Below are 25952 nucleotides of genomic sequence, written 5' to 3' on the forward strand. Positions count from 1 at the left end.
GGAGGGGCTCGGCGTGACGGCGCGGCCGGGGCGCGGATGAACCGCGGCCGGCGGGGTAAGCACCGCCGGCCTGGTGGAGAACGACCCGTTGTCGCGGCCTCCCGCGACCGGACGCGCGGGCGGGTCGGCCCCCGGCCGATCCGCCCGCGACGTACGTCAGTTGCCGGTGATGAAGTTCCAGACCGACACGACCCACTCGGTCTGCTGAAGATAGGCGACTCCGACGCCGACCAGGAAGATCGCGGTCACCAGGTGCGCGCCGCGCGCGCCGCGCCGGATCCGGCCCAGCTGACGCTCCCAGATCACCCGCCCGATCAGGCGGGACAGCGCGAACAGGCCGACCGCCACCAGCAGGCTCAGCACGAAGGTGAGCAGCGGCGCGCCCAGGTCGCCCCGCCCGGAGATGGCCCAGATCCCCCAGCAGACGAAGGCGAAGAGCGCCCCCGCCATGCTCCACTCGCGGCCCTGGCGCAGCTGCGCCAGGTGCCAGCTCATCGGCCGGCGCGGCTCGGCCGGCTCGTTCCAGGTGTGCTCGTCGGCGCCCACGGTGGGGAACTGCTCGGTGCGTGGGGTGCGCGGCCGCCCGACGGAGGCGACGCCGGGGCGGAACGCGTCCCGCTGCGGCGGCACCCCGACACCGGGCTGCGGCGGCACCTCGACTGTCCGCTCCGCCCACGGTTGTGTCTGGTCTGCCATCTCGTGTCCTCCCCTGACCGGTGCCGGCCTCCGGCCGGCCCGCCGTCTTCGAGGGTAGCCAGCCGGCAAATCGGTCGCCGCCCCGCCGATGATGGGCTAGACAGGGGCGATGACCCACCCCCTCGCCGACGTGCAGGTTCCGGCCGCGACCGACTTCGACGAGATCGCCGACCTGATGGGTGACGCGTTCCACAGCGCGTTCGACACCGACGTCCGCGAGGTCGAGCGGGGCATCTTCGAGCCGGACCGGTCGCTGCTGGTCCGCGACGGGGGTCGACCGGTGGCGCACGCCGCCGCCTTCACCCGGACGCTCACCGTTCCCGGGGCGACGGTGGCGGCGGCGCACGTCACCATGGTCGCGGTGGCCGTCACCCACCGCCGCCGGGGCCTGCTCAGCACGCTGATGGGCCGCCAGCTTCGGGAGCTCCACGACACCGGCCGGGAGCCGATCGCGGTGCTGTGGGCCAGCGAGGGACGGATCTACCCGCGGTTCGGCTACGGCCTGGCCGCGCAGCGCCTCGCCGTCGACTGCCCGGCCACCGCCGAGCTGCGGCTGCCGGAGCCGGCGTCCGCGGCGGGCACCCTCCGCCTGGCCGACCCGGTCGCGTCGCAACCCGAGCTGGCCTGGGTATACGACCGGGTACGCCCGGACCGCCCCGGCTGGTCGGACCGGAGCGAGCGCTGGTGGCGGTACGTGCTGGCCGACCCGACCGCCTGGCGGGGCGGGGCGACCCCGCGCCGGGCGTTGCTGCACGAGGGGCCGGACGGCGTGGACGGGTACGCGCTCTGGCGGACCCGGGAGGAGTGGGACCAGCGCGGGCCGCGCGGCCAGGTACGGGTGGACGAGGTGGTCGCGGCCGACCCCGAGGCGTACCTGGCGCTGTGGCGGACGATGTTCTCGGTCGACCTGACCCGGCAGCTCTCCTGCGGCCGGGTCGCCGTGGACGAGCCGCTGCTGCGCCTGGTGGACGAGCCCCGCCGGCTCGGCGCCCAGCTGGTCGACGCGCTCTGGGTGCGGGTGGTGGACGTCCCGGCCGCGCTGGCCGCCCGCCGGTACCCGACCCCCGTCGACGTGGTGATCGAGGTCACCGACGAGCTGCTGCCGGAGAACACCGGGCGCTGGCGGCTCACCGGCGGCCCCACCGGCGCGGTGTGCGTCCGCACCGAGGTCCCGGCGGAGCTGACCTGCGACGTACGCGGCCTCGGCGAGCTGTACCTCGGCGGCGTGGCACCGGCCGCGCTGGCCGCCACGGGTCGGCTCCGCGAGCTGCGTCCCGGCGCGCTCGCCGCCGTCGGCCCGGCCTTCGGTTGGCACCGCGCCCCGGGGGCGATGGAGGTCTTCTGAGCGCCGGCGGGGCCACCGGGGCCGGTGTGGGCGGTACGGTCGGCTGATGGCGGATGCGGAGCGACGGCGACGCCGGCTGCGGCACCAGCCGGACGGGATGGCCGGGGACGGCGACGGCCCGACGGCGGCCACGGCCGAGGTGCACGACGGCACGCCCGCGCCCCGGGCGCGGCGCGGCGGCGGGGCCGAGGAGAGCGAGCGGGGCCTGCGGGGGCTGGTCGGTTCCGGTTCCTCGCAGGTCGGGGTCGGCGCGGCGCTGCGGGCCCGGGACGCCGCCCGGCCGACCGACGAGGACCTGGCCGAGGCGGAGGCCCGGCTGGTGATCGTCCGCCGCAACTGGGTGCCCCGCGAGGACCTGCCCCGCTCCGGCCGGTGACGGCCGAGGCCGGCCCGCACGGGCCGGCCTCGAACGGGACCCCGGCCCGGTGCGGCGGGGGTCAGCCGACGGTCAGGGCAGCTCGGGGAGCTGGCGGGTGCGCTCGTACTCGGCCACCTGGGCGATCCGCCGGGAGTGCCGCGGGTTGCCCGAGAAGGGCGTGGTGAGGAACGCCTCGACGATGGCGGTCGCCTCGTCCAGGGTGTGCTGGCGGGCGCCGACGGCCACCACGTTGGCGTCGTTGTGCTCCCGGCCGAGCTGGGCGGTCTCGACGTTCCAGGCCAGCGCCGCCCGGACGCCGGCGATCTTGTTGGCGGCGATCTGCTCGCCGTTGCCGGAGCCGCCGATGACCACTCCGAGGCTGCCCGGGTCGTTGACCACCCGGTCACCGGTGTGCAGGCAGAAGGCCGGGTAGTCGTCGTCCGGGTCGAAGGCGTGCGGCCCGACGTCGACCAGCTCGTAGCCCTGCTTGGCCAGGTGGTTGGCCAGGTGCACCTTCAACTCGAAACCGGCGTGATCGGATCCCAGGTAGACGCGCATACCGCGCAGTCTGTCAGGCCCCGCCCCGGCACGTCGCACGGGCGGCGGACCGGGGCGGATTCGTCACAGCGTCACCGGGGCAGCTCGGCGACGACCAGGCCGCCACGCGCCTTCGGGGTGAACCAGGTGCTCTTGCGGGGCATCTTCTCCCGCGCCAGGTTCACCGCGACGAAGTCGTCCACGGTCACCGGGGCGATCAGGATCGCCAGCTCGGCCCGGCCGGCGTCGACCTCGCCGGTGAGCCAGCTCGCCGGGTAGTCGCCGCCGACGTAGGTGATCCGCTTGTCGCCGGGGTCGAGGCCGAGCGCGTCGCGCAGCAGCAGCCGCTCGACCAGCGCGTGGTCCAGGTTCTCCAGCCGGGCGGCGCCCTCGTCGTGCGGCAGCGTGACCGCGTACCCCTGGCCGGACAGCCGGAGGTGGACGGTGCCGCCGGCCTGCGGGACCTCGACCGGGCCGTCGATCGGGGTGATCGTCGCGCCGGCGGCGCGCAGCCGGTCGAGCAGCTCGTCTCCGGTGGTGGTCAGCTCGCTGACCAGCCGGTTGTAGGGCTGGATGGCGACGGACGCCGGGGTGGTGACCACCGACAGGAAGCGGGGCAGGCCGCCGGTCTGCGCGGCCAGGCTGCGGTGGTTGCCGTCGGCGACCACCAGCTCGCCGCCGCCGGCCAGCGCGGTCAGCTCGTCCTGCTGCGGGCCGGGGCCGAGCAGCCAGATGGCGTGCGTGCGGCCGGCCTGGTCGGTGTCGGTCGCGGCGGGCGCGCCGGCGGACTCGGTCGCCGCCGCGAGCGCGGCGTGCAGCTCGTCGCCGCGCCCGGTCTGGAGCAGGAGTACGGGTGAGAGCAGGTGCCCCAGCGCCTCGGCGAGGGCCACCCGCTCGCGCACCTTGGCGATGAAGACGTCCTCGTTGCGGATGACCAGGCCGGGCTCGTCGGCGCTGGTGGAGATCTGGTCGGTGTCCACCATGGCGAAGAGCCCGTACGCCGACTCCTCGCCCGGTGCGCTGATCCGGTAGAGCACCACGACCTGCTCGGCCGGGGTGTAGCTGCCGTCGGCCTTGGCCTCGGCGAGGCGGGCCACGGCGTCGCCGAGCGCGTCGAGGAAGGACTTGCCGAGGCTCTCCGGCGCCCGGTGGGGCATCTCGATGCCGAGGGCACTGTGCGGGTTCGCCTCGATGATCGCGGTGATCTCCGCGTCGTCGGCGAACTCGTCGTAGTTCTGCGCGCCGGTGCCGCCAGTGGTGATCCAGGCCCGGGCGATCGGATGCACGACCGTCATGCCCGTTGACGCTACCGGCGTCGGCCGCTCGGGCGACGCCGACCCCGCGCCGGGTCCACCAGATGAACCGGTCATCCCCGCTCGGCCGGCTCCTTGGCGCGGCGGTGCCGTCCGGTCTGGCTGGGGACGGCCGCGCCAGGGGGCGCGGGCGCGGAGCCACCCGGGCCGGCCGGCCGGGCGCCGGGCGGGGTGGCCCGAGAGGTCACCGGGACGCGGGCGACGCCGACCACGATCGGCGGGGCGAGCAGGTCGACCATCTCGACGGGGAGCTCCGGGCTGACCGTCGGCCAGTGGCAGTCGTCGACCGACCAGTACGTGGTGGGGTCGGCCACCTCCTGCCCCGTCGACAGGTCGTCAGCGGACGGACGGCGGTGCTTGGCCATCGGGAAAGCCTCCGGGTCGGCCGGGTGCGGCCGCTGCGGCCGCTGCGCTGGACACCGGGAGAAACGAAATCGTGCCGGGGAGGGTGACGCGGCGGCGGGCCGGGGCCGGCACGGCGACGGGCTGCGGAGTCGGACGCGGCCGGGCGCGGTCAGCGGGTCCGCTCGAGGGGCGAGCCCGGTGCGCGCCGGCGCCGCTGGCGGGTCGAGGTGCGCGGCAACGAGGTCTCCGGACGCTGTGGAGCTGATGTCGTGAACGAATCACCAACCAGCGACGCGGTGAATCGTCCACGTCATCAGCTCGACAGGAGCGCCACACCGTCCTCGCCCCCCGAGCCGGGTCGTCGCCCCGGACCGGACGAGCGGGCCCGGGGCGACGGCCGCGGGTCAGTCGAAGATCGGGCCCAGCTCCCGGGAGCGCTTGAGCTCGTAGAAGCCCGGGGTGCCGGCGACCAGCAGGACGCCGTCCCAGAGCCGTCCGGCGGCCTCGCCCTTCGGGGCCGGCGTGATCACCGGGCCGAAGAACGCCACCTGGCGGCCGTCCGGGCCGGGCGCGTGGATGACCGGGGTGCCGACGTCGGTGCCGACCGGGCGCATCCCGGCCTCGTGGCTGGCCCGCAGCGCCTCGTCGTACTCGGTGGTGTCGGCGACGCCGGCCAGCGCCGGGTCCAGGCCGACATCGGTGAGCGCGGCCTTGAACAACTCCGGGCCGAGCTGCTCCTTACCCAGGTGGATCCGGGTGCCCATGGCGGTGTAGAGCTTCGCCACCGCCTCCTGTCCGTGCTGCTGCTCGACGGCCACGCAGACGCGTACCGGGCCCCAGCCCTTCTTCATCAGCTCCTGGTACTCCTCGGGCAGGTCCCGACCCTCGTTGAGCACCGAGAGGCTCATCACGTGGAAGCGGATGTCCACGTCCCGGACCTTCTCGACCTCCAGCAGCCAGCGGGAGGTGATCCACGCCCAGGGGCACAGGGGGTCGAACCACATGTCGACGGTGACACGATCGGTCACGGTGAGGTCCCTTCGCGACGAGTGACGCGCCGGGCAGCCCCGGCGCCGCTGCCTCGATCCTCACCCCGCAGGGCATCGACTGGCAGGGGAATGAGAGCGTGACCTCGACCACCGCGGGGCGTCGGTGCATGGAAGACTCGGCTCGGGCCGGCCGTCACGAGCGGCCGACTGGGCTGGCGCCGCGAGGCGGCGAGAGTGGGATGGAGACGAAAAGTGCCGGGAGTGCGCAACCTGACCCAGGTGGAGGCCACCGAGCGGGCCCGCCTGCTGGAGGTGACCGGGTACGACATCAGCCTGGACCTGTCGACCGCCGTGCAGGCCGAGGGCCGTACGTTCCGGTCGGTGACCGAGGTCCGGTTCCGCTGCGCCGAGCCGGGTGCCGGCACCTTCATCGAGACCGCCGCCGAGTCGGTGCGGTCGGCGACGCTCAACGGCGCGCCGGTCGACCTCTCCGGCTGGTCGGCCGAGAAGGGCCTGGCGCTGTCCGGGCTGGCCGCGGAGAACACGCTCGTCGTGGACGCCGACTTCGCGTACTCCAACAGCGGGCAGGGCCTGCACCGCACGGTGGACCCGGTCGACGGCGAGACCTACCTCTACAGCCAGTTCGAGACGGCCGACGCGCAGCGGGTCTTCGCCTGCTTCGACCAGCCCGACCTGAAGAGCGTCTACACCTGGCACGCCACCGTCCCCGACCACTGGCGCGTGGTGTCCAACATGCCGGTGGAGCGCGAGGAGCCGGCCGGCGAGGCGCTCAAGACCGTCCACTTCGTGGAGTCGGCGCGGATGAGCACCTACATCACCGCGCTCTGCGCCGGGCCGTACCACGAGGTGCGGGACAGCCACGACGGCATCGACCTGGGGGTCTTCTGCCGGGCCTCGATGGCGCCGCACCTGGACTCCGACGACCTGTTCCTGATCACCAAGCAGGGCTTCGACTTCTTCCACGAGCAGTTCGGGGTGCGCTACCCGCTGCCCAAGTACGACCAGCTCTGGGTGCCGGACTTCAACGCCGGCGCGATGGAGAACTTCGGCTGCGTCACGCACGCCGAGTCGCACTACCTGTTCCGCTCCCAGGTCACCGACTTCGAGTACGAGCAGCGGGCCAACACGATCCTGCACGAGCTGGCGCACATGTGGTTCGGTGACCTGGTCACCATGCGCTGGTGGAACGACCTGTGGCTCAACGAGTCGTTCGCCGAATGGGCCAGCCACTGGTGCAACACCCACGCCACCCGGTTCTCCGAGGCCTGGACGACCTTCCTGTCGATCCGGAAGAACTGGGGATACCGGCAGGACCAGCTCTCCTCCACCCACCCGGTGTACTGCGAGATGCCGGACCTGGAGGCGGTCGAGGTCAACTTCGACGGCATCACCTACGCCAAGGGCGCCAGCGTGCTCAAGCAGCTCGTCGCGTACGTCGGCGAGGAGCCGTTCGTGGCCGGCCTGCGGGCGTACTTCGGCAAGCACGCCTGGGGCAACGCCACCTTCGACGACCTGCTCTCCGAGCTGGAGACCGCCTCCGGCCGGGAGCTGCGCAAGTTCGCCGCGCAGTGGCTGGAGACCGCCCAGGTCAACACGCTGCGCCCCGAGGTGACCATCGGCGACGACGGGACGTACCAGCGGGTGCTGGTCCGCCAGGAGGCGCCGGCGGGGCACCCGACGCTGCGTACCCACCGCATCGGCGTGGGCCTCTACGACCGCACCGACGGCCGGCTGGTCCGCCGGGAGCGGATCGAGGTCGACGTGACCGGCGAGCAGACCGAGCTCTCCGCGCTGCGCGGCACGCGGGCCGCCGACGTGCTGCTGCTCAACGACGACGACCTGACGTACACCAAGCTGCGGCTGGACGAGCGGTCGATGGCGACCGTGGTGCAGCACATCGCCGGGCTGGAGTCCTCGCTGGCCCGGGCCCTGTGCTGGACGGCCGCCTGGGACATGACCCGGGACGCGGAACTCGCCGCCCGCGACTACGTGGCGCTGGTGCTGGCCGGGCTCCCCGCCGAGACCGACATCAACCTGGTCACCGCCACCCTGCGCCAGGCGAGCACCACGCTCACCGTCTACGCCGACCCGGCCTGGGCGCCGACCGGCTGGGCGGAGCTGTCCCGTACCGCGAAGACGGCGCTGTCCGCCGCCGAGCCGGGCAGCGGCTTCCAGCTCGCCTGGGCCCGCGCGTACGCCTCGGCGGCCCGCTCCGCCGAGGACCTGGCGACCCTGCGCGGCTGGCTGGACGGCAGCGGCGTACCGGCCGGGCTGACCATCGACACCGAGCTGCGCTGGACGGTCCTCCAGTCGCTGGTGGCCAACGGGGCGGCCGGCGCCGCCGAGGTCGAGGCCGAGCTGGCCGCCGACCGGACGGCCAGTGGCGAGCGGGAGGCCGCGTACGCGCACGCACTGGTGCCGACCGCCGAGAACAAGGCGGCGGTCTGGGCGGAGCTGACCGGCCCGCAGTCGCTGCCGAACTGGCGCAACCGGGCGCTGCTGCAGGGCTTCACCCACCCGGCGCAGGTGGAGCTCACCGCGCCGTACCGGGAGAAGTACTTCGCCAGCGTGGCGCAGGTCTGGGCGCAGCGGGACAGCGAGCCGGCGCAGGAGTTCGTCCAGCTCGCCTACCCGGCGTACCTGGTCGAGGAGGAGACGGTGGCGGCCACCGACGCCTGGCTGGCGCAGGACGGACACCCGGCGCCGCTGCGCCGGCTGGTCGCCGAGGGCCGCGACGGGGTGGTCCGCTCGCTCAAGGCCCGCGCCAAGGACGCCCAGAGCGCCTGACCAGGAGTACCCGGTCCGGGGCCGGCGTGGGCGAGAGTCCGCGCCGGCCCCGCCCCGTCATCGGAAACACGAAGCCCGGCCCGCGTGACGCGGGCCGGGCTTCGTCGTACGTGCGGAGGCTCAGGCCCTGCCGGCGTGGCTGGCGAGCTGGTCGAGGCCGTTGATGATGCCACCGGTCAGGTCGCCGCCGCCGAACGCCGCCACCATCGACAGCGCGGCGAGCCGGGCGTACGTGTCGGGGATGCGCTTGCGCGCATGCCGGCCGGTGACCACCTCCAGCTGGCGCTGGTTGGGCGACACCGCGATCAGGACGGACCGGTCGGGCTCGGCGAGCTGGCGGTGCAGGCGCTCGGCGTGCTCGCGGATCGGCTCGTCGAGGCCGCCCACGTAGACCGAGAAGACCAGGCCGGTGCCCTGGTCGGCCAGGCGGAGCGCCTCGTCGATGCGCAGCAGCTGGCGGGTCGAGAACGGCCCGTCCAGCACGTCGGGCGGGTTACCCGTCCCGGTCTGCATCTCACCAACGGTCACTTGCGCCTCCGGTTCCACCGGCCGGCGCCTCGATGCCGGCCCGCTCGAGCTTGTGGCTGGTCAGCGCCGGCGCCTGCGCGCCCGCGGACAGGGCGGTGCCGGCCGAGTCGGCCAGCTGCTCCGGGCGGCCCAGGAACCAGACCGGGGTGAAGTCGAAGCGGCGGCCCGGCCGGTAGCGCTTGGACCCGCCGCCACCACGGCGGTTGCTGGCGAACACCAGACCGACGATCACCAGCATCACCGCCGCCGGGATGCCGACGAAGATCAGCAACGTCTCAGTGACAGACAATCCCAACGCCCCCAGGCGGAAGATAGCGACCAGAGCATCCGGGTCGGGTGGACGATCATGGCGCCGACCGCCCGACTCCGCTGCCATTCACGTTAGCGGAGTCGACGCCCCGCCAGATTGCGGGGTGCCGATCCCATCCGTCACTGCAGTGTTCCAGTTGCGCTGCCGTGGCGATCAGTCGGGCGTCGTCGCCGTAGCGACCGGTCAGCAGCACCCCGACGGGCAGATCGGTCGCGGTGCGCCCGAGCGGTAGCGAGACGGACGGATCTCCCGTCACGTTGAACACCGCGCAGTACGGCGAGAACCGGCGCTGTAGGTCGAAATCGGCCGCCGGGTCGGCGTCGGCGGTGAACCAGCCGACCGGCGCCTGAGGTGCGGCCAGGGTGGGGCAGAGCAGCAGGTCGCAGTCGGCGGTGCGGCGGGCGCCGAGGCGTACCTGGGCCTGGATCTCGCCGAGGGTGGCCATCAGCGCGCCGGCGCCGACGACCGCGCCCCGGGCGCGGAGGAACCGGGTCAGCGGCAGCAGTTCGGACTCCCGCTCCGGCGGCACCGGGGCCAGCGCCAGCACGTACCAGAGGGTCTCGAAGAGCGGCCACACCGCGGGGCCGAGCGGCCGGTCGACCTCGACCACCTCGTGGCCGGCCGCGGTGAGCAGCGCGGCGGCCCGGTCCACCGCGGCGACGCAGTCGGGGTGGACCGGCTCTTCGGCGAGCATCGGGGCGTCGAAGCGGCCGATCCGCAGGCGGCCCGGAGCGGCCCGGCGGGCCACGGCGAGGTAGCCGCCGTCGGGTCGCGGCGGCGGCAGGTACGGCTCGCCGGGCACCGGCACCGCCATCGCGTCGAGCAGCGCGGCGACGTCGGCGACCGTACGCCCGAGCGGGCCGTTGGTGGGCAGGCCGAACGCGCCGGAGCCGAGCGGGCCGCTGGAGACCAGGCCCCGGCTCGGCTTGTAGCCGACCAGGCCGCAGAGGGCGGCCGGGATGCGCACCGACCCGCCGCCGTCGGAGCCCTGGGCGACCGGCACCAGGCCGGTGGCCACCGCGGCCGCCGCGCCGCCGCTGGAGCCGCCGGCGGTGTACGCCAGGTCCCACGGGTTGCGGGCCGGCGGCGCGACCAGCCCCTCGGAGTAGAGCGAGCAGCCCAGCTCGGAGGTGGTGGTCTTGCCGAGGCTGACCAGCCCGGCGGCGGCCATCAGCCGGACCACGTCGGCGTCCACCGGCGGGACGAAGTCGGCGAACGCCGCCGAGCCGAAGGTGGTGCGCACCCCGGCGGTGAGGGTCAGGTCCTTGATCGCGGTCGGTACGCCGTGCAGCGGCCCGCGCCCCGCGACCGGCACCGCGTCGGCGGCCCGGGCGGCGGCGAGGGCGCGTTCGGGCGTGACGGTGACGAACGCGCCGACGGTGTCGCCGAGCGCGTCCACCCGGTCGAGGTGGTGCGTGACCAGGTCGACGCTGGAGAGCTCGCCCCGCGCGACGGCGGCGGCCTGCTCCAGCGCGGTCAGGTCGTGCGGCTCGGCCATGCCGCCATCCTGCCCGCTCGGCGGCCGGTTGGCCCGCCGACACGACCGGCCGGGACGCGGAGCCGGCCGATCAGGAGGAGGGCGTCTTGTCCTCGTCGAGCAGGCCGGTCCAGTCGCGACCGATCGGGAGCAGGTCATGGGCGGCGAGCTGCCGGTCGATGCCGAGGAAGCGCAGCGCGTTGCCGCCGAGCAGCTTGTCGCGCTGCTCGGCGGTGAGGAAGTCCGCCTCGTGGACCACCCGACCGACCGGCCGCTCCCCCAGCGGGTACGGGTAGTCGCTGCCCACCAGCACCCGGTCCGCGCCCATGGTGTCGACCAGCAGCCGCAGCGCGGCCGGGGCGAAGACCACCGAGTCGACGCTGAACCGGTCGGTGTACGAGCTGGGCGGGGCGGTCGAGGCGCCGCGTACCAGGTCGCCACGGCGGTGCCAGGCGTTGTCGGCGCGGCCCAGCCAGAACGGGAAGCTGCCGCCGCCGTGCGCGAAGCAGATCCGCAGCGTCTCCGGCACCCGGTCGAAGACCCCGCCGAGGATGAGCGCCAGCACCGACAGGTGCGTCTCGGCGGGCATGCCGGTGAGCCAGCGGGCCATCCACCGGTCCAGCCGGGGCCCGCCCGGCATGTCCCACGGGTGCACGAAGACCGGCGCGCCCACCTCCGCGCAGTGGGTCAGGAACTGCACGATGCCGGCGTCGTCGAGGTCGCGGTCGCCGACGTGGTTGCCGATCTCCACGCCGACGTGCCCGGCCGCCAGGCAGCGGTCCAGCTCGGCGCAGGCCGCGTCCGGGTCCTGCAGGGGCACCTGGCAGAACGGCACCAGCCGGTCCCCACCGGCGGCGGTGACCTCCAGGGTGAGGTCGTTGAAGATCCGGGCGACCTTCACCGCCTGGTCGGCGGGGCGGTCGTAGGAGAAGAAGACCGGCGTCGGGGAGACCACCTGCACGTCGACGCCGTCGGCGGCCATGTCGGCCAGCCGGGTCGGGGCGTCCCAGCACTCCGCGCCGACCGGACGGAACTCGGTCTCCCCCACCATGATCATGGCGGCGCGCTCGGAGTCCACCCGCAACCAGGGCCAGCCGGACCCGCCGCACGCCGCGGCGAGGTCCGGCCACCCCCTGGGTACGACGTGCGTGTGCACGTCGACGACCGGTGGACGCATCAGCCCTTGCCCGGGTGCAGCGTGCCGCACTTGTCGCAGGTGCGCGCGGACTCGTCGGCGTAGAACGCCTGGAAGACCGGGGGCAGGTCGGCGGCGATGTCGCGCACCTGCAACTCCACCTCGTGCACCTTGTGCCCGCACTCCGGGCAGTACCACTGGAACTTCTCCAGCGTGCCCTCCTCGCGGACCCGCTCCACCACCACGCCGATCGAGCCGGCCTCGGGACGCTGCGGCGAGTGCGGGGTGTTGCGCGGCAGCATCCACATCTGACCCTCGCGCACGTGCACCGTACGCGGCCCCTCGGGCGTCATCAGGTTGACGTGCATGTTGCCCTTGACCTGGTAGAAGAACTCCTCGTACGGGTCGACGTGGAAGTCGGTGCGCTGGTTGGGCCCGCCCACCACCATCACGATGAAGTCGTCCCCACCCGGGAACATCTCCTTGTTGCCCACCGGCGGCTTCAGCAGGTGCTGGTTCTCCGCGATCCAGCCCGGGAAGCTGAACGGCTCGGCGATCTCACTCACGACTGACCTCCTTGGGGAAGCAGGGCGACGGCCTGGATCTCGATCAGCAGGTGCGGGTGCGGCAACTGGTGCACGGCAACCGTCGTCCGGGTCGGCCCGGACGCGTCGAAGAACTCCGCCCACACCTCGTTGTAACCACCGAAGTCGTTCATGTTGACCAGGTACGAGGTCACCTGGACGAGGTCGGACAGCTCCGCACCGACCGACCGCAGCAGATCGCGGATGTTCTCGATGACCGCCCGGGTCTGCACCCGGATGTCGAGGTCCGTGGTGCCGAACTCGTCCACCGACACACCCGCGAAGGTGTTGTCCGGCCGCCGCGACGACGTACCCGAGACGAAGACGAACCCGCCCGCCACCTTGACATGCGGAAACGCCCCCCGCGGCACGGCCTTGCCGCTGACGACGTGCGCCGACCCGGTCACGACCGACCACCGCCCGGCAGCGACGGGCGGACAGTGACCACGCCAGGGGTTCCGGGCAGCGCGGTCATGAGGAGGCCCGAAGAGAGGCGGTGCCGAGCTTCTCGACCACGGCCCGCACGTGGGCACCGGGACGCAGCGGAACAGCAGCGGTGGCGGCACCGGCGAGGAAGACCCACCCGGAGTGCATCCGCACCCCGTGCCGGCCGGCCAGCCGGATGCCCTCGTCCAGCGCCCGGCGCGGGTCGCCGAGGATCGCCGCCGTCGAGCCGACCTGCGCCACCCGCCCGTCGATCTCCAGCAGCACGCCCAGGTTGTCCAGCCCGTCGGGCACCGGCGACCACGGCCCGACCACGAACGCCGCCGCGGAGGTGTTGTCGGCGACCACGTCCGGCAGGGAGAAGCTGAAGTTCGCGTAGCGGGAGTCGATCAGCTCGATCGCCGGGGCGACCGCGCGGACCGCGTCGGCGAAGGCGCCGACCGGCTCGCCCGGGTCGGGGAGCCGGTCCAGCAGGAACGCGACCTCCGGCTCGACCCGTGGGTGGATGAAGTCGGCCACGTCGACCGTACCGCCGTCGGGAACCCGCATCACGTCGGTGAGCCGGCCCCAGATCACCTCGTCCACGCCCATCTGGGCCATCTTCGCCTTGCTGGTCAGCCCCATCTTGAGCCCGACCAGCCGCTCGCCCCGGTCCAGCCGGCGCTGCAGCAGCGCGGTCTGCACCGCGTACGCGGCGTCGACGTCCAGGCCGGTCTCGGCGGCCAGCTGCGGGATCGCGGTGGCCGAGTCCGCCGCCACGCCCAGCCGCTCGGCGATCCCCGCGACGTCCACCCCGATCATGCGGCCTCCCCCTGCTCCTCGCGGCCGGTCAACTGCTCCTCGCGGCCGGCCAGGTCCAGCGCCACGTCCACGATCATGTCCTCCTGGCCGCCGACCATCCGTCGCCGGCCCAGCTCGACCAGGATCGAGCGAACGTCCACGCCGTACTTCGCCGAGGCGCGCTCGGCGTGCCGCAGGAAGCTGGAGTAGACCCCGGCGTACCCGAGCGAGAGCGTCTCCCGGTCGACCTGGACCGGGCGGTCCTGCAGCGGCCGGACGATGTCGTCGGCCGCGTCCATCAGTGCGAAGACGTCGCAGCCGTGCTTCCAGCCGTGCAGCTCGGCGACCGCGACGAAGACCTCCAGCGGGGCGTTGCCGGCCCCCGCGCCCATTCCGGCCAGCGACGCGTCCACCCGGACGGTACGGCCGTGCGGGGCGTCCGGGCCGGCCGGCCCGTCGCCGGCGATCCGGCCGTGCTCGACGGCGAGCACGCTGTTGGCCACCCCGAGCGACAGGTTGTGGTGGGCGTGGATGCCGATCTGCGTCTCCGGCCGGAGCACCTGCCGGTACGCGTCGACCCGCTGCGCCACGTCGGACATCAGCAGCCGGCCGCCGGAGTCGGTGACGTAGACGCAGTGCGCCCCGTACGACTCCATCAGCCTGGCCTGGGCGGCCAGCCCGGCCGGGTCGTTCATGTGCGACATCATCAGGAACCCGGAGACGTCCATGCCGTTCTCCCGGGCCCAGGAGATGTGCTGGGCGGAGATGTCCGCCTCGGTGCAGTGGGTGGCGATCCGCACGCTGGTCACCCCGAGCGCCTTCGCCGCCTTCAGGTCGGCGATGGTGCCGATCCCGGGCAGCAGCAGGGTGGTCAGCTTCGCGGTGGTCAGCACCTCGGCGGCGGCGGAGATCCAGTCGGCGTCGCTGGCCGCGCCGTGGCCGTAGTTGACGCTGGAGCCGGCCAGCCCGTCGCCGTGCGCCACCTCGATCGCGGCCACCCCGGCGGCGTCCAGCGCAGCGGCGATGGTGCGCACCTGGTCGACGGTGTAGCGGTGGGCGATGGCGTGCATGCCGTCGCGGAGCGTCACGTCCTGGATGTACAGGTCGGTCACGCCGCCACCTCCGCGCTGCTCGTGCGGCGGGCCACCAGTCGCTCCGCGGTACGCAGCGCGGCGGAGGTCATGATGTCCAGGTTCCCGGCGTACGCCGGCAGGTAGTGCCCGGCCCCGGAGACCTCCAGGAAGACCGAGACCTGCCAGCCGGTCAGGTGCCGCCCGAGCGACGGCACGTAGGTGTCGACCCGGTCGAACTGCACGTCCTGCTTGAGCCGGTAGCCGGGGACGTACTCCTGGACGGTGGCCACCATGTCGGCCACCGAGGCGGCGATGGCGGCCCGGTCGGCGTCGGTGTCCGGGCAGAGGCAGTAGACGGTGTCGCGCATCAGCAGCGGCGGGTCGGCCGGGTTGAGCACGATGATCGCCTTGCCGCGCTCCGCGCCGCCGACCACCTCGATCGCCCGGGCGGTGGTCTCGGTGAACTCGTCGATGTTGGCCCGGGTGCCCGGACCGGCCGACTTGGAGGCGATCGAGGCGACGATCTCCGCGTACGCGACCGGGGTGACCCGGCCGACGGCGGCGACGATCGGCACGGTGGCCTGCCCGCCGCAGGTGACCATGTTGACGTTGCTCTCGTGCAGGTGCTCGTCCAGGTTGACCGGCGGCACCACGTACGGGCCGATGGCCGCCGGGGTCAGGTCGACCACCGTGCGGCCGTGCGCCCGCAGGACGGCGTCGTTGTGCCGGTGCGCGCCGGCCGAGGTGGCGTCGAAGACCAGCTCCACGTCGGCGAACTCGGGCATGGCGACGAGCCCGTCCACGCCGCCGGCGGTGGTGGCCACGCCGAGCCGCCGGGCCCGGGCCAGGCCGTCGGACTCCGGGTCGATGCCGGCCATCGCGACCATCCGGAGGCTGTCGCTGAGCCGCAACACCTTGATCATCAGATCGGTGCCGATGTTGCCGGACCCGATCACCGCCACACCCGTGGTCATGCCCGGGCCTCCTTCGAAAAACAGGTCCGCACCGAACCGAGCCCGGAGATCCGGGCCTCGTACGCGGCGCCCGGGGTGACCGGCACCATCGGGCCGAGCGCCCCGGAGAGCACCACGTCACCCGCGCGCAGCGGGTCCCCGGCCCGGGCCATCGTCCGCACCAGCCACTCCAGCGCGTGCAACGGATTGCCGAGGCAGGCCGCCCCGGCGCCCACCGAGACCGGCTCACCGGCGTGCTCCAGCACCATCCCGCACAGCCGCAGGTCCACGTCGGCCAGCCGGCGGGGCGTGGTGCCGAGCACGAACATCCCGCTGGAGGCGTTGTCGGCGACGGTGTCCACGATGGAGATGTCCCAGCCGGCGATCCGCGAGTCGACGATCTCGATGGCCGGGAGCACGTGGTCGACCGCCCGGAGCAGGTCGACGGTGGTGACCCGCTCGTCGGTCAGGTCCGCGCCGAGCACGAAGGCGATCTCCGCCTCCACCCGGGGCTGGAGCAGGCGCTCGATCGGCACCTCGACGCCGTCGCCGACCGCCATCGCGTCGGTCAGCACCCCGAAGTCCGGCTGGAAGACGCCGAAGCTCTCCTGCACCGCCCGGGAGGTCAGCCCGACCTTCGCGCCCACCCGGCGCTCGCCCCGGCCCTGCCACGCCCGCGCCTGCAACTGCTGCACCCGGTACGCCGACTCGACGTCCCCCTCCGGCAGCAGCCGCCCGCGCAGCGGTGGGCAGGGCTTCCCGCTGGTGCGGGCCTCGGCCAGCTCCCGGTTCGCCGCTTCGATGTCAGCTCTCACGCCGGCTCCTCGCCCGCTCACGACAGGTCCACGCAGACATTGGTCAGTTCGGAGTAGAAGTCCAGCGAGTGCACGCCGCCCTCCCGGCCGATGCCGGAGGCCTTCACGCCGCCGAACGGGGTGCGCAGGTCGCGCAGGAACCAGGTGTTCACCCAGACGATGCCGGCGTCCAGCCGGGCGCCGGCCCGGTGCGCCCGGCCGACGTCCCGGGTCCAGACCGTCGCCGCCAGGCCGTACTCGGTGCCGTTGGCCAGCGCGTACGCCTCGTCCTCGTCGTCGAACGGGGCCACGTGCACGACCGGGCCGAAGATCTCCTCGGTGTTGGTCCGCGCCCGCGGGCCGAGCCCGGTCAGCACGGTCGGCTGCACGTACGCCCCACCGTCGCGGCCGTCGCCGAAGCGCGGCACGCCGCCCCCGGTGAGCACCTCGGCGCCCTCGGTCCGGGCCAGCGCGTAGTGGCCGAGCACCTTGTCCCGGTGGCCGTGCGAGATCAGCGGCATGTTCGCGGTGGCCTCGTCGGCCGGCCACCCGTACGCCAGCTCCCCGGCCCGCTTCGCCAGCCGGGCGGTGAACTCCTCGAAGACCGGGCGCTGCACGTAGATCCGCTCGGTGCAGAGGCAGACCTGCCCGCCGTTGGTGAAGCTGGAGCGCACCGAGCCGGCCACCGCCGCGTCCAGGTCGGCGTCGGCGAAGACCAGCCCGGCGTTCTTGCCGCCCAGCTCGAACGAGACGGCCTTCACCCCGTCCGCGGCGGCCCGCATGATGGCGCCGCCGGTGGCCGACTCGCCGGTGAAGGTGATCGCGTCGACCCCCGGGTGCCGGGTGAGGAACTCACCGGCCGAGTCCGGGCCGAAGCCGTGCACCAGGTTGAACACCCCGTCCGGCACGCCGGCGGCGGCCATCACCTCGGCCAGCAGCGTCGCCGAGGCGGGCGTCTCCTCGCTGGGCTTGACCACCACGGCGTTGCCGCAGGCCAGCGCCGGGGCCACCTTCCAGGTGAGCAGCAGCAGCGGCAGGTTCCACGGCACGATCACGGCGACCACGCCGACCGGCTTGCGGACGGCGTAGTTCAGCGCCCGGCCGCCGGCCGGGGTGACCGTGGTGAACGACTCGGTCGGCGCGGTCGCCACGATCTCGGCGAAGGCCCGGAAGTTCGCCGCGCCGCGCGGGATGTCCAGGGTGCGGGCCTGCGAGATGGCCTTGCCGGTGTCGGCGACCTCGGCGGTGACCAGGTCGTCGAAGCGGCGTTCCAGCTCGTCGGCGACCCGGCGCAGCACCTCGGCGCGCTCCCGCTCCCCCATCCGGCCCCACGGCCCGCGCAGCGCCGCCCGGGCGGCGGCCACCGCGTCGTCCACCGTGGACTTCGACGCCTCGACCACCTCGAAGACCGGTTCGCCGGTCACCGGGCTGCGCTTGGTGAAGCGCGGCCCCGCGTCGACGAACTCGCCGCCGACGAAGTGGCGCAGCAATCCCGGCCCGTCCGGCGCGCTCCCGGCCATCAGCCGCGCGTCCCAGAGCGTCATCCGCGCCTCCCCCGGCCGATCGCCGCACCCACCGCGCCGACCAGCAACGCCAGCCCGCCCGCGGCCACCGCCCCCACCACCGCGTACTGGCGGCGCACCCGGCGGCGCACCTGCGCGTACGGGGTGGTGGAGAAGGAGACCAGTTCGTACTGCGAAACGTACCGGCCGGGCAGCGCCCGTTCCAGGGCGTGCTCGACCCGCTTGCGGGTCTGGAACACCGGCGAGGCGACCTTGTCCCGCATCTCCACGAAGTTGGCCAGCGCCATCCGGGCGATCGCCTCGGCGTTGTCCTGCCGGCGCCGCTGGTAGAGCGGCAGCGCGGCGGACCAGTCGTCGTCGCACTCGTCCAGGCAGCGGTCCAGTTCGACGACGTCCTCCATGGCGCAGTTGGCGCCCTGGCCGTAGAACGGGACGATGGCGTGCGCCGCGTCGCCGAGCAGTGCCACCTTCCCGTCGACCTGCCAGGGTGCGCAGCGGACCGTGCCCAGCACCCCGACCGGGTTGTGCTGGTAGTCGTCGACCAGGTTGGGCGCGAGCGGGATGAGGTCCGGGTAGTGGGTGGCGAAGTGCCGCTCGATCGCCGCCGGGCTGCCCAGCGAAGCGAAGCTGGCGGTGCCGTGGGTGGGCCAGAAGAGCGTGCAGGTGAACGAGCGGTCCGGGTTGGGCAGCGCGATCATCATGGAGGTGCCGCGCGGCCAGATGTGCAGCGCCGACGGATCGAGGGCGAAGTCGCCGCCGAGCGGCGGGATGGTGAGTTCCTTGTAGCCGTAGTCGAGGAAGTCCAGGCTCTCGGTCAGCACCCCGTACCCGAGCAGTTGCCCGCGCACGGCGGAGCCGGCGCCGTCGGCGCCGAGGACGACCGACGCGGTGGCGGCGACCTTGCCCTGCGGGGTCTCGAAGGTCATCTCGCCGCTGGTCGGGTCGAGGCCGACCAGCCGGTGGTCGAAGGCGAGCCGCACCCCGGGCAGCGCGGCGGCGGCGTTGAGCAGGGCGTTGTTCAGCGCGCCCCGGCTGATCGAGTTGATCGCCCGGTCCCCGGAGCCGCTGTACGACTGGAACTGCGGCTCACCGGCGACCGGGTGGATCATCCGCCCGCGCATCGGCAGGGCGTCCACCATCACCTGGTCGGCCAGGCCGATGCGGCGCAGCGCGTCCAGGCCGCGCTCGGAGAGCGCCAGGTTGATCGACCGGCCCCGCTCGACCCGCCCGGTCCTCGGGTCCGGCCGCCGCTCGTAGAGGGCCACCGGGTAGCCGCGTCGGGCCAGGTAGCAGGCGAGCAGGCAGCCGGCCAGGCCGGCCCCGACCACCGCGATCTCGTCGCGTTCCGTCCTCATCAGTGCCTGCCTTTCGTTCGCGACTGCGGGGCTCGCAAACCCGGCTCACTCCTCGCGCTCACAGGTGCCTGCCTTTCGTTCGCGACTGCGGGGCTCGCGAACCCGGCTCACTCCTCGCGCTCACAGGTGCCTGCCTTTCGTTCGCGACTGCGGGGCTCGCAAACCCGGCTCACTCCTCGCGCTCACAGGCGCACCTCGGAAACGGTCGCCGCCAGCGCGTCGGCGACCCGCCAGCAGTCGTGGTACGTGGAGTAGAGCGGCACCGGGGCGAACCGGACGATGTCCGGCTCCCGGGCGTCGGCGACCACGCCGTGCTCGTGTCGCAGCCGCTTGGTCAGCTCGGCGGCGCTGCCGGCGCCGATGCGCACCGAGAGCTGGCAGCCCCGCCGCGCGGGATCGCGCGGGGTGACCACGGTCAGCGGCCGGCCGGGGATCACCTCGTCGAGCAGCCGTTCCAGGTAGCCGGTGAGCCGGACGCTGCGCTCCCGCAGGGCCGGCATGCCGACGCTGTCGAAGAGCTCCAGCGAGGTGCGCACCGGGCCCATCGCGAAGATCGGCGGGTTGGAGATCTGCCAGGCCTCCACGGTGGCCGGCGGCCGGGAGACCGGGGTCATCTCGAACCGGGTGGTCGCCTCGGTGCTCCACCAGCCCTCGAAGCGGGGCAGCCGGGGGTCGCCCAGGTGCCGCTCGTGGACGAAGACCCCGCCCAGCGCGCCGGGCCCGGAGTTGAGGTACTTGTAGGAGCACCAGGCGGCGAAGTCGACGTCCCAGTCGTGCAGCGCCAGCGGCACGTTGCCGGCGGCGTGGGCCAGGTCCCAGCCGACGACCGCGCCGGCAGCCCGGCCGGCCGCGGTGATCGCCGGGATGTCCATCAGCTCGCCGGTGAGATAGTTGACCCCGCCGAGCAGCACCAGCGCCACCCGGTCGCCCTCGGCGGCCAGGTAGTCGGTCACGTCCTCGGTGCGCAGGGTGTCCTCGCCGGCGCGCGGGGTCAGCCGGACCACGGCGGCGTCCGGGTCGAGGCCGTGGAAGCGGGCCTGGCTGCGCACCGCGTAGCTGTCCGAGGGGAAGGCGCTGTCCTCGATGACGATCCGGGTCCGCTCACCGGCGGGCCGGTAGAAGCTCACCATCAGCAGGTGCAGGTTGACGGTGAGGGAGTTCATCACCACGGTCTCCGCGGGCCGGGCGCCGACCAGTCGCGCGGCGGGCGCCGTCAACAGCTCGTGGTACGGCAGCCACGGCCGCTCCGCCTCCAGGTGCCCCTCGACACCGAGCCGGCGCCAGGCGTCCAGGTCGGCGAGGAGTTCCGCGCGGGTCGCCCGGGGTTGCAGCCCCAGGGAGTTGCCGGCCAGGTAGGCCGTCTCCGGGTAGCGTCCGCCGTCGGCGGGCGGCACGTGGAAGAGGTGCCGGTGCCCGGGGTCGGCGGCGTCGAGGCGGTGCGCCTCCCGCTCCGAGGTGGTCATGTCCCGCTCCCCGCTCACATCGCCGTCCGGGCCGACCACAGCTCCGGGAAGACCACCCGGGCCATGCTGCGTTGCAGCCAGGCCAGTCCGGCCGAGCCGCCGCTGCCGACCTTCGCGCCCATGGTGCGCTGCACGGCCTTGACGTGGTTCCACCGCCAGTCGCCGAACTGCTCGGCCACCTCGGTCAGCGCCTCGCCGAGCAGGCGGAGGTGGTTCTGCGGCCCGCCGTCGTCGTAGATCTCGACCCAGGCCGCCTCGACCGACGGGTGCGGCCGGTGCTCGACGGTGACGTCCCGCTCCAGCAGGTCGGCGGGGAGGTCGTGGCCGTGCCGGGCGAGCAGGGCGATCACGTCGTCCCAGAGGCTCGGCACGTCGAGAGCGGCGCGCAGTTCGTCGTAGACCTCCTCCTGGCGGCGGAACGGCCGGATCAGCGCCGGATCGCGCAGGCCGAGCAGGAACTCCAGGTGCCGGTACATGGCGGACTGGAAGCCGGAGCCCTCGCCGAGCAGGTTGCGGAACCGGTTGAAGTCGGCCGGGGTCATCCAGCGCAGCCCGCGCCAGGCGGCGTTGAGCCCCTCCAGGTGCAGCGCGGCCCGGCGCAGCGGCGCCAGCGCCTCCCACACCCGGTCGGCGCGCAGGTCCTGCTGGGCCTGGCGCAGCTCGTGGCAGGTCAGCCCGAAGTACAGCTCCATGATCTGGCTGACCATCAGAAAGGACATCTCGCCGGGGTCCGTGCTGAGCGGCTGCTGCAGGGTGTGCAGCGTGCTGGCGTGCACGTACGCGTCGTACGGCACCCGGTCGGCGAACTCCAGCGTGGGCTCGCCACCGTTGCGGGCCGCCCGCGCGGTGCGCTGCTGCGGCGTGACCGGGCGCACCGCGGCGGTCCGGGTGGGCGCCCGCAGATCCGTCTGATCCACCTTGTCGTCTCCTCCGTGAGCCGGGTGACGTCATGATGCCCTGGTCACAACGGCATACGGAATGCCGATTCGACGGCGATCCGGGGTTTCACCTTTGGCGTGGAAGGCTCTTCTGCCATTCGACCTGTGGAAGGTAAGGTCCACACGTGGACGAGATGGACTGGGCCCTGCTGCGTGAGCTGCAGACCGACGCGCGGCTGTCGTACAGCGAGCTGTCCCGGCGGGTGCACCTGTCCCCGCCAGCGGTGGCCGAGCGGGTCCGCCGGCTGGAGGAGTCCGGCGTGATCACCGGCTACCACGCCCACGTGGACCTGACCCGGGCCGGTCGCGGCGTGGTCGCGCTGATCCGGATGTCCTGCTACGGCTCGCGCTGCATCCTGCACGACCCGGACGTCGCCGGCTGGCCGGAGATCCGGGAGATCCACCGGATCACCGGGGACGCGTGCAGCATGCTCAAGGTCGCCGCCGGCTCGATCACCGAGTTCGAGGCGGTCATCGACCGACTCGCCCCGTACGGCCAGCCGTCCAGCACGATGGTGCTCTCCACCCCGCTGGACTGGCACCCGGTCACCCCGCTGCCGACCCCGCCGGCCGGGGCGCCGGGCACCCGCCGCCGCTGACCCGTGCGGGTTTGCCCCACGGCGAGCGGGAATGCAGGCCCGGACACCCGTCGCAGGATTCCGGCGCACCTGGCCGGGAGGGGAGAATCATGCGGGGGCTCAGCGCATACCATCGTGCCTTTTCCGCCGTCCTGGCGATGTTCGCCCTGGTCGCGGCGTTCGTCCTGGCAACGGCCACACCGGCCCGGGCCGGGGAGAACACCTTCGTCGAGGTCACGCCGAACACCGCGCAGGCCGGCACCCGGGTCAACATCCGGGCCAGTTGCGCCAACGCCAACAACCAGCAGGCCACCGTGCAGTCGGACGCCTTCGGCCGGGTGGTGCTGCGGCCGAACAACGGCTTCCTGACCGGGGCGGTGACCATCCCGGGCAACAAGCAGCCAGGCGACTACCCGGTCGACCTGCGGTGCGCCAACGGCAACACCGCGTCGACCATCCTGACCGTGCTGAACATGGCCCAGCCGAGCAAGGGCCCGGCGACCGGGGGCGGCGGCACCGCCGGCGACCGGGGCGCGGGTTCGCTGCTCCTGGTCGGCGGCCTGGCCGTGGTGACCGTGGTGGCCGGGCTCGGGATCTTCGGCGGGAGCCGCCGGCGGGCCGGGACGAGCTCCTGACCCCACGTCGCCATGACCCGCACACGCAGACGCACCCCGCGGTCGGGTCGGGACCGGGTCCGCGCCGCGGCCCGGCTGGCGGCCCGTGCGGCCGGCCGCTTCCGCCGGGTGGCCGGCCAGGCCTTCACCGCCAGCGTGACCACGACCGACCCGGTCGCCCACGCCCGTCCGGTACGGCCGGCGACGCGGCCGGCCCGCTACGGCGGCTACCCGAGCCGGGGACCGGGCGTCGCGTTCATGGTTCTCGCCACCCTGATGGCGCTGATCGTCGCGATGCTCGGCGTCGAACAGGTGACCGGCCTCAGCGTGCTGCCGGACCGGTTCATCGCCGGCCTGCGCCCGCCGCCGAAGAAGTTCCCGGTGCTGCCGGGCAGCCCACCGACCCTGATCTCGATCTCCCGGATCGACGTGCAGGCGCCGGTGCACCACGTCGGGATCGCCCCGGACGGCAGCATCGGAGTGCCCGACGCCGCCCGCGCCCAGGAGGCCGGCTGGTACGACCAGGGCCCCACCCCCGGCCAGTACGGCCCGGCGGTGATCGTCGGGCACGTCGACACCACCACCGGCCCGGCGGTCTTCCACGGGCTGCGGGACCTACGCGACGGCGACACGGTCGAGGTGACCCGCGAGGACCGGAAGGTGGCGGTCTTCGAGGTGAACCAGGTGCAGCGCTACGGCAAGGAGGACCTGCCGGTGGACGAGGTGTTCGGCGACTTCAGCCGCCCGAACCTGCGACTGATCACCTGCGGCGGCCGGTGGGTGGGCGGCCAGACCGGGTACGCCGACAACGTCGTGGTGTACGCCTCGCTGGTGAAGGCGCGCGACCGGTGACCCGGCGGCGCCGGCGCCCGGCTCAGGCGGCCTCGGGCTCGCGCAGGTCGAGCCAGTCCGCCCAGCGCGGGTCGGGCGCGCGGTGACCCAGCACCCGCCAGGCGGTGCCCTTCGGGGCGGCGGGCAGGGAGTGCAGCCGCCAGCCCAGCTCGGCCGGGGTCTTGTCGCCCTTGGTGTGGTTGCACCGGGCACAGGCGGCGACCACGTTCTCCCAGGCGTGCCGGCCACCCCGGCTGCGCGGGAAGACGTGGTCGATGGTCTCCGCGGGCCCCCGGCAGTAGGCGCAGCGCCAGCCGTCCCGGGCGAAGATCGCCCGCCGGGACAGCCCGACGTGGGTCCGGTACGGCACCCGGACGAAGCGGGTCAGCCGGACCACGGAGGGCACCGGGAGGGCGTCGCGGGCGCTGTGCAGGACACCGTCGCCGTCGGCGACGCAGACCGCCTTGGCGGAGAGCACGAGAATGGCGGCGCGACGCACCGACACGACACACAGCGGCTCGTAGGTGGCGTTGAGAACCAGCGCGCCGGAGCCCACCGTGGGTCGTATGTCAGGCATCGTGCTCACCCTCCCGGTCCAGCTGCCCACCGCTGGCCGCGCCGGGCGCGCCCCGCGCAGCGGGGAACCACGACCGACGCCGGCGGGATCACCGACGTCCGTTGCGCCCATCGTCCCTGATAAGACCCGGGATTGCACGTACTAATCCGGGCTCCCTCGTGAAGCTTCTTCGGCGCGTGTGAAGATGTCCGGTTCACGGGCCGCCGTCCCGGCGGGTGGGGGTCGCCCGACGGTGGGTCGGCGGCGGGCCGCCGACGGTGTTGCGGTACGAAGACAGGGTGAGTGCCAGCAGCCTGACCTTCCCCGTCGCCGCCCCGACCCCCGACCCCACGCCCTCGGCCGAATGCGTCCAGGACACCTGGTGCAAGGGCGTCCTGGACGTGACCGGCTCGGTCTGGTTCGCCGAGGGCAGCTACTGGATCCTGCTCAAGCCGCTGCGGGTCGCGCTGATCCTGCTGCTGGCGTTCGCCGCCCGCTGGGCGTTGCACCGGACGATCAACCGGCTGGTCCGGACCACCACCCACGGCGCGGTCCCGACCATGCTCCGGCCGCTGCGCGAGCGCATCCCGTCGGCCGCGCTCGATCCCACCGAGTTCATCCCCGAGCGGCGCCGCCAGCGCGCCGAGGCGATCGGCTCGGTGCTGCGCAGCCTGGTCACCGCGTTCGTCTTCGGCATCGCGCTGCTGATGGTGCTCAAGGAGTTCAGCTTCGACCTGGCTCCGCTGCTGGCCAGCGCGGGCATCGTCGGCGTCGCGCTGGGCTTCGGCGCGCAGAGCCTGGTGAAGGACCTCATCGCGGGTCTGTTCATGCTCATCGAGGACCAGTACGGCGTCGGTGACACGGTGGACCTGGGTGAGGCGACCGGCGTGGTGGAGTCGGTGGGGTTGCGGGTGACCACCGTCCGCGACGGTCGCGGGGTGCTCTGGTACATCCGCAACGGCGAGATCGTCCGGGTGGGCAACAAGAGCCAGGGCTGGGCCCTGGTGGTGGTGGACCTGCCGATCGGCTTCGCCGGCACCGAGGAGGCGACCGCCGTGCTGCGTACGGCGGCGGCCTCGGTGGCGGTGGACCCGGAGCTGGCCCCGGAGATCGTCGAGGCGCCCGAGGTGCTGGGCGTCGAGCAGATGACCGTGGACGGCGCGGTGATCCGGACCGTGGTCAAGACGACCGCGGACGGGCAGTTCGCGGTGGGCCGGGAGCTGCGTCGCCGGCTGGCCGAGGCGCTGGAGAACTCGGGCATCACCGCGAAGATGGCGGCCGCCCGGCTCTACCCGGGGCTGCCGCAGACCGGCGGGATCGGCCCGGCCGGGGGGCCCGGGACGGTGGGCACCCCGGGCACCGGTCAGGGTGGGGCCACCTGACCTGCCGTGCGGGACGGAATCGGGGAGTCCGAAATCTGGGGGTCGCGGACCGCGCGGCCCCTCGGGTATCGTCCGTTCGTTCAGTCGGAGATGCGACGACCAATCCGTTCGCCCTAGCCAGTTGTCAGACGATCGGGCAGAATCCGGTGCACGCGCTCCCGCCAGCGCGTGATCTTGTCCTCGCTGATCCGTAGATCTGACGACGGGGTCCCCGTCAGGCCGTCACGAGTGGCCGTTCGCGGG

Annotated in this window: 27 protein-coding genes; 7 read left to right on the forward strand and 20 right to left on the reverse strand. The window is 73.7% G+C overall.

The window, feature by feature from the left end:
- Nucleotides 1–156: 156 nt before the first annotated feature.
- Nucleotides 157–696 (reverse strand): hypothetical protein, encoded by a 540-nt coding sequence (locus ACTWM8_RS24235; RefSeq protein ID WP_446211023.1) that lies wholly within the window; start codon nt 694–696, stop codon nt 157–159.
- A 109-nt stretch (nt 697–805) separates the two neighbouring features.
- Between ACTWM8_RS24235 and ACTWM8_RS24240 the strand changes: the two genes are divergently transcribed.
- Complete coding sequence (locus ACTWM8_RS24240) at nt 806–2041, forward strand: GNAT family N-acetyltransferase (protein WP_446211024.1); 1236 nt, start codon at nt 806–808, stop codon at nt 2039–2041.
- A gap of 46 nt (nt 2042–2087) precedes the next feature.
- Nucleotides 2088–2417, forward strand: coding sequence for a hypothetical protein (locus tag ACTWM8_RS24245; RefSeq protein ID WP_446211025.1), 330 nt, complete (start codon nt 2088–2090; stop codon nt 2415–2417).
- Between the two features lie 72 nt (nt 2418–2489).
- Here the strand turns inward: ACTWM8_RS24245 and ACTWM8_RS24250 are convergent, their stop codons facing one another.
- From ACTWM8_RS24250 to ACTWM8_RS24265, 4 genes are all read right to left on the reverse strand, one after another.
- Nucleotides 2490–2957: a ribose-5-phosphate isomerase gene (locus ACTWM8_RS24250; RefSeq protein ID WP_446211026.1), complete on the reverse strand. Its 468-nt coding sequence runs from the start codon at nt 2955–2957 to the stop codon at nt 2490–2492.
- 71 nt (nt 2958–3028) lie between these two features.
- Complete coding sequence (locus ACTWM8_RS24255) at nt 3029–4231, reverse strand: DUF1015 family protein (protein WP_377612535.1); 1203 nt, start codon at nt 4229–4231, stop codon at nt 3029–3031.
- Nucleotides 4232–4302: 71 nt separating this feature from the next.
- Nucleotides 4303–4614, reverse strand: coding sequence for a hypothetical protein (locus ACTWM8_RS24260; protein WP_446211027.1), 312 nt, complete (start codon nt 4612–4614; stop codon nt 4303–4305).
- A gap of 384 nt (nt 4615–4998) precedes the next feature.
- Nucleotides 4999–5598 (reverse strand): mycothiol-dependent nitroreductase Rv2466c family protein, encoded by a 600-nt coding sequence (locus tag ACTWM8_RS24265; protein ID WP_446214656.1) that lies wholly within the window; start codon nt 5596–5598, stop codon nt 4999–5001.
- Between the two features lie 246 nt (nt 5599–5844).
- Between ACTWM8_RS24265 and pepN the strand changes: the two genes are divergently transcribed.
- Nucleotides 5845–8391 (forward strand): aminopeptidase N, encoded by a 2547-nt coding sequence (pepN, locus tag ACTWM8_RS24270; RefSeq protein WP_446211028.1) that lies wholly within the window; start codon nt 5845–5847, stop codon nt 8389–8391.
- A 120-nt stretch (nt 8392–8511) separates the two neighbouring features.
- Here the strand turns inward: pepN and ACTWM8_RS24275 are convergent, their stop codons facing one another.
- From ACTWM8_RS24275 to ACTWM8_RS24340, 14 genes are all read right to left on the reverse strand, one after another.
- Complete coding sequence (locus ACTWM8_RS24275) at nt 8512–8919, reverse strand: DUF5130 family protein (RefSeq protein ID WP_446211029.1); 408 nt, start codon at nt 8917–8919, stop codon at nt 8512–8514.
- Nucleotides 8906–9208, reverse strand: coding sequence for an aa3-type cytochrome oxidase subunit CtaJ (gene ctaJ / locus ACTWM8_RS24280; protein ID WP_446211030.1), 303 nt, complete (start codon nt 9206–9208; stop codon nt 8906–8908). The genes ACTWM8_RS24275 and ctaJ overlap by 14 nt, the downstream gene beginning before the upstream one ends.
- Before the next feature lie 55 nt (nt 9209–9263).
- Nucleotides 9264–10727: an amidase gene (locus ACTWM8_RS24285; RefSeq protein WP_446211031.1), complete on the reverse strand. Its 1464-nt coding sequence runs from the start codon at nt 10725–10727 to the stop codon at nt 9264–9266.
- Between the two features lie 70 nt (nt 10728–10797).
- Nucleotides 10798–11883, reverse strand: a complete 1086-nt coding sequence (locus ACTWM8_RS24290) for an amidohydrolase family protein (protein WP_446211032.1) — start codon at nt 11881–11883, stop codon at nt 10798–10800.
- Nucleotides 11883–12407 carry a 3-hydroxyanthranilate 3,4-dioxygenase gene (locus tag ACTWM8_RS24295; RefSeq protein WP_446211033.1) on the reverse strand — a complete coding sequence of 175 codons (525 nt, stop codon included), beginning with the start codon at nt 12405–12407 and terminating at the stop codon, nt 11883–11885. The genes ACTWM8_RS24290 and ACTWM8_RS24295 overlap by 1 nt, the downstream gene beginning before the upstream one ends.
- Nucleotides 12404–12832, reverse strand: coding sequence for a RidA family protein (locus ACTWM8_RS24300; protein WP_446211034.1), 429 nt, complete (start codon nt 12830–12832; stop codon nt 12404–12406). The genes ACTWM8_RS24295 and ACTWM8_RS24300 overlap by 4 nt, the downstream gene beginning before the upstream one ends.
- Before the next feature lie 64 nt (nt 12833–12896).
- On the reverse strand, nt 12897–13670 hold the full coding sequence (locus ACTWM8_RS24305) for a 2-keto-4-pentenoate hydratase (protein WP_377612547.1): 774 nt from the start codon (nt 13668–13670) through the stop codon (nt 12897–12899).
- Nucleotides 13667–14761, reverse strand: a complete 1095-nt coding sequence (gene dmpG / locus ACTWM8_RS24310) for a 4-hydroxy-2-oxovalerate aldolase (RefSeq protein ID WP_238449268.1) — start codon at nt 14759–14761, stop codon at nt 13667–13669. The genes ACTWM8_RS24305 and dmpG overlap by 4 nt, the downstream gene beginning before the upstream one ends.
- Nucleotides 14758–15696: an acetaldehyde dehydrogenase (acetylating) gene (locus ACTWM8_RS24315; protein WP_446211035.1), complete on the reverse strand. Its 939-nt coding sequence runs from the start codon at nt 15694–15696 to the stop codon at nt 14758–14760. Before ACTWM8_RS24315 ends, dmpG begins: the two co-directional genes overlap by 4 nt.
- Nucleotides 15693–16490 (reverse strand): 2-keto-4-pentenoate hydratase, encoded by a 798-nt coding sequence (locus ACTWM8_RS24320; protein ID WP_446211036.1) that lies wholly within the window; start codon nt 16488–16490, stop codon nt 15693–15695. Before ACTWM8_RS24320 ends, ACTWM8_RS24315 begins: the two co-directional genes overlap by 4 nt.
- A gap of 17 nt (nt 16491–16507) precedes the next feature.
- Nucleotides 16508–17989 (reverse strand): 2-hydroxymuconic semialdehyde dehydrogenase, encoded by a 1482-nt coding sequence (locus ACTWM8_RS24325; RefSeq protein WP_238449272.1) that lies wholly within the window; start codon nt 17987–17989, stop codon nt 16508–16510.
- A 20-nt stretch (nt 17990–18009) separates the two neighbouring features.
- Entirely contained in the window at nt 18010–19347 is a 1338-nt protein-coding gene (locus ACTWM8_RS24330; protein WP_446211037.1) for an FAD-dependent oxidoreductase, read from the reverse strand.
- 182 nt (nt 19348–19529) lie between these two features.
- Complete coding sequence (gene kynU / locus ACTWM8_RS24335; RefSeq protein ID WP_446211038.1) at nt 19530–20810, reverse strand: kynureninase; 1281 nt, start codon at nt 20808–20810, stop codon at nt 19530–19532.
- Between the two features lie 14 nt (nt 20811–20824).
- Entirely contained in the window at nt 20825–21727 is a 903-nt protein-coding gene (locus ACTWM8_RS24340) for a tryptophan 2,3-dioxygenase (protein WP_446211039.1), read from the reverse strand.
- Nucleotides 21728–21873: 146 nt separating this feature from the next.
- On the opposite strand from ACTWM8_RS24340, the gene ACTWM8_RS24345 reads away from it, so the two are divergent.
- The 3 genes from ACTWM8_RS24345 to ACTWM8_RS24355 all read left to right on the forward strand — a co-directional run bounded on the left by ACTWM8_RS24345 (nt 21874) and on the right by ACTWM8_RS24355 (nt 23792).
- Entirely contained in the window at nt 21874–22347 is a 474-nt protein-coding gene (locus ACTWM8_RS24345) for an Lrp/AsnC family transcriptional regulator (RefSeq protein WP_346538612.1), read from the forward strand.
- A gap of 137 nt (nt 22348–22484) precedes the next feature.
- Nucleotides 22485–22961 (forward strand): hypothetical protein, encoded by a 477-nt coding sequence (locus ACTWM8_RS24350; protein ID WP_446211040.1) that lies wholly within the window; start codon nt 22485–22487, stop codon nt 22959–22961.
- Nucleotides 22962–22973: 12 nt separating this feature from the next.
- Nucleotides 22974–23792 (forward strand): class F sortase, encoded by an 819-nt coding sequence (locus ACTWM8_RS24355; RefSeq protein ID WP_446211041.1) that lies wholly within the window; start codon nt 22974–22976, stop codon nt 23790–23792.
- Nucleotides 23793–23814: 22 nt separating this feature from the next.
- Here the strand turns inward: ACTWM8_RS24355 and ACTWM8_RS24360 are convergent, their stop codons facing one another.
- Complete coding sequence (locus ACTWM8_RS24360; RefSeq protein ID WP_154942404.1) at nt 23815–24348, reverse strand: HNH endonuclease; 534 nt, start codon at nt 24346–24348, stop codon at nt 23815–23817.
- A gap of 278 nt (nt 24349–24626) precedes the next feature.
- Here ACTWM8_RS24360 and ACTWM8_RS24365 point away from each other — a divergent pair, with 278 nt between their 5' ends.
- Nucleotides 24627–25709: a mechanosensitive ion channel family protein gene (locus tag ACTWM8_RS24365; RefSeq protein WP_446211042.1), complete on the forward strand. Its 1083-nt coding sequence runs from the start codon at nt 24627–24629 to the stop codon at nt 25707–25709.
- Nucleotides 25710–25952 lie beyond the last annotated feature (243 nt).

The sequence above is a fragment of the Micromonospora sp. IBSANI012 genome (assembly GCF_052814045.1).

What these genes read in the sequence shown, in the direction of transcription:
- ACTWM8_RS24250 (WP_446211026.1), bottom strand. Translation starts at nt 2,957, where the DNA reads ATGCGCGTCTACCTGGGATCCGATCACGCCGGTTTCGAGTTGAAGGTG.
- ACTWM8_RS24285 (WP_446211031.1), bottom strand. Translation starts at nt 10,727, where the DNA reads ATGGCCGAGCCGCACGACCTGACCGCGCTGGAGCAGGCCGCCGCCGTC.
- ACTWM8_RS24265 (WP_446214656.1), bottom strand. Translation starts at nt 5,598, where the DNA reads ATGTGGTTCGACCCCCTGTGCCCCTGGGCGTGGATCACCTCCCGCTGG.
- ACTWM8_RS24255 (WP_377612535.1), bottom strand. Translation starts at nt 4,231, where the DNA reads ATGACGGTCGTGCATCCGATCGCCCGGGCCTGGATCACCACTGGCGGC.
- ACTWM8_RS24330 (WP_446211037.1), bottom strand. Translation starts at nt 19,347, where the DNA reads ATGAGGACGGAACGCGACGAGATCGCGGTGGTCGGGGCCGGCCTGGCC.
- ACTWM8_RS24290 (WP_446211032.1), bottom strand. Translation starts at nt 11,883, where the DNA reads ATGCGTCCACCGGTCGTCGACGTGCACACGCACGTCGTACCCAGGGGG.
- ACTWM8_RS24260 (WP_446211027.1), bottom strand. Translation starts at nt 4,614, where the DNA reads ATGGCCAAGCACCGCCGTCCGTCCGCTGACGACCTGTCGACGGGGCAG.
- ACTWM8_RS24240 (WP_446211024.1), top strand. Translation starts at nt 806, where the DNA reads ATGACCCACCCCCTCGCCGACGTGCAGGTTCCGGCCGCGACCGACTTC.
- ACTWM8_RS24355 (WP_446211041.1), top strand. Translation starts at nt 22,974, where the DNA reads ATGACCCGCACACGCAGACGCACCCCGCGGTCGGGTCGGGACCGGGTC.
- ACTWM8_RS24360 (WP_154942404.1), bottom strand. Translation starts at nt 24,348, where the DNA reads ATGCCTGACATACGACCCACGGTGGGCTCCGGCGCGCTGGTTCTCAAC.
- ACTWM8_RS24325 (WP_238449272.1), bottom strand. Translation starts at nt 17,989, where the DNA reads ATGGCCGGGAGCGCGCCGGACGGGCCGGGATTGCTGCGCCACTTCGTC.
- ACTWM8_RS24245 (WP_446211025.1), top strand. Translation starts at nt 2,088, where the DNA reads ATGGCGGATGCGGAGCGACGGCGACGCCGGCTGCGGCACCAGCCGGAC.
- ACTWM8_RS24315 (WP_446211035.1), bottom strand. Translation starts at nt 15,696, where the DNA reads ATGACCACGGGTGTGGCGGTGATCGGGTCCGGCAACATCGGCACCGAT.
- ACTWM8_RS24350 (WP_446211040.1), top strand. Translation starts at nt 22,485, where the DNA reads ATGTTCGCCCTGGTCGCGGCGTTCGTCCTGGCAACGGCCACACCGGCC.
- ACTWM8_RS24235 (WP_446211023.1), bottom strand. Translation starts at nt 696, where the DNA reads ATGGCAGACCAGACACAACCGTGGGCGGAGCGGACAGTCGAGGTGCCG.
- ACTWM8_RS24305 (WP_377612547.1), bottom strand. Translation starts at nt 13,670, where the DNA reads ATGATCGGGGTGGACGTCGCGGGGATCGCCGAGCGGCTGGGCGTGGCG.
- kynU (WP_446211038.1), bottom strand. Translation starts at nt 20,810, where the DNA reads ATGACCACCTCGGAGCGGGAGGCGCACCGCCTCGACGCCGCCGACCCC.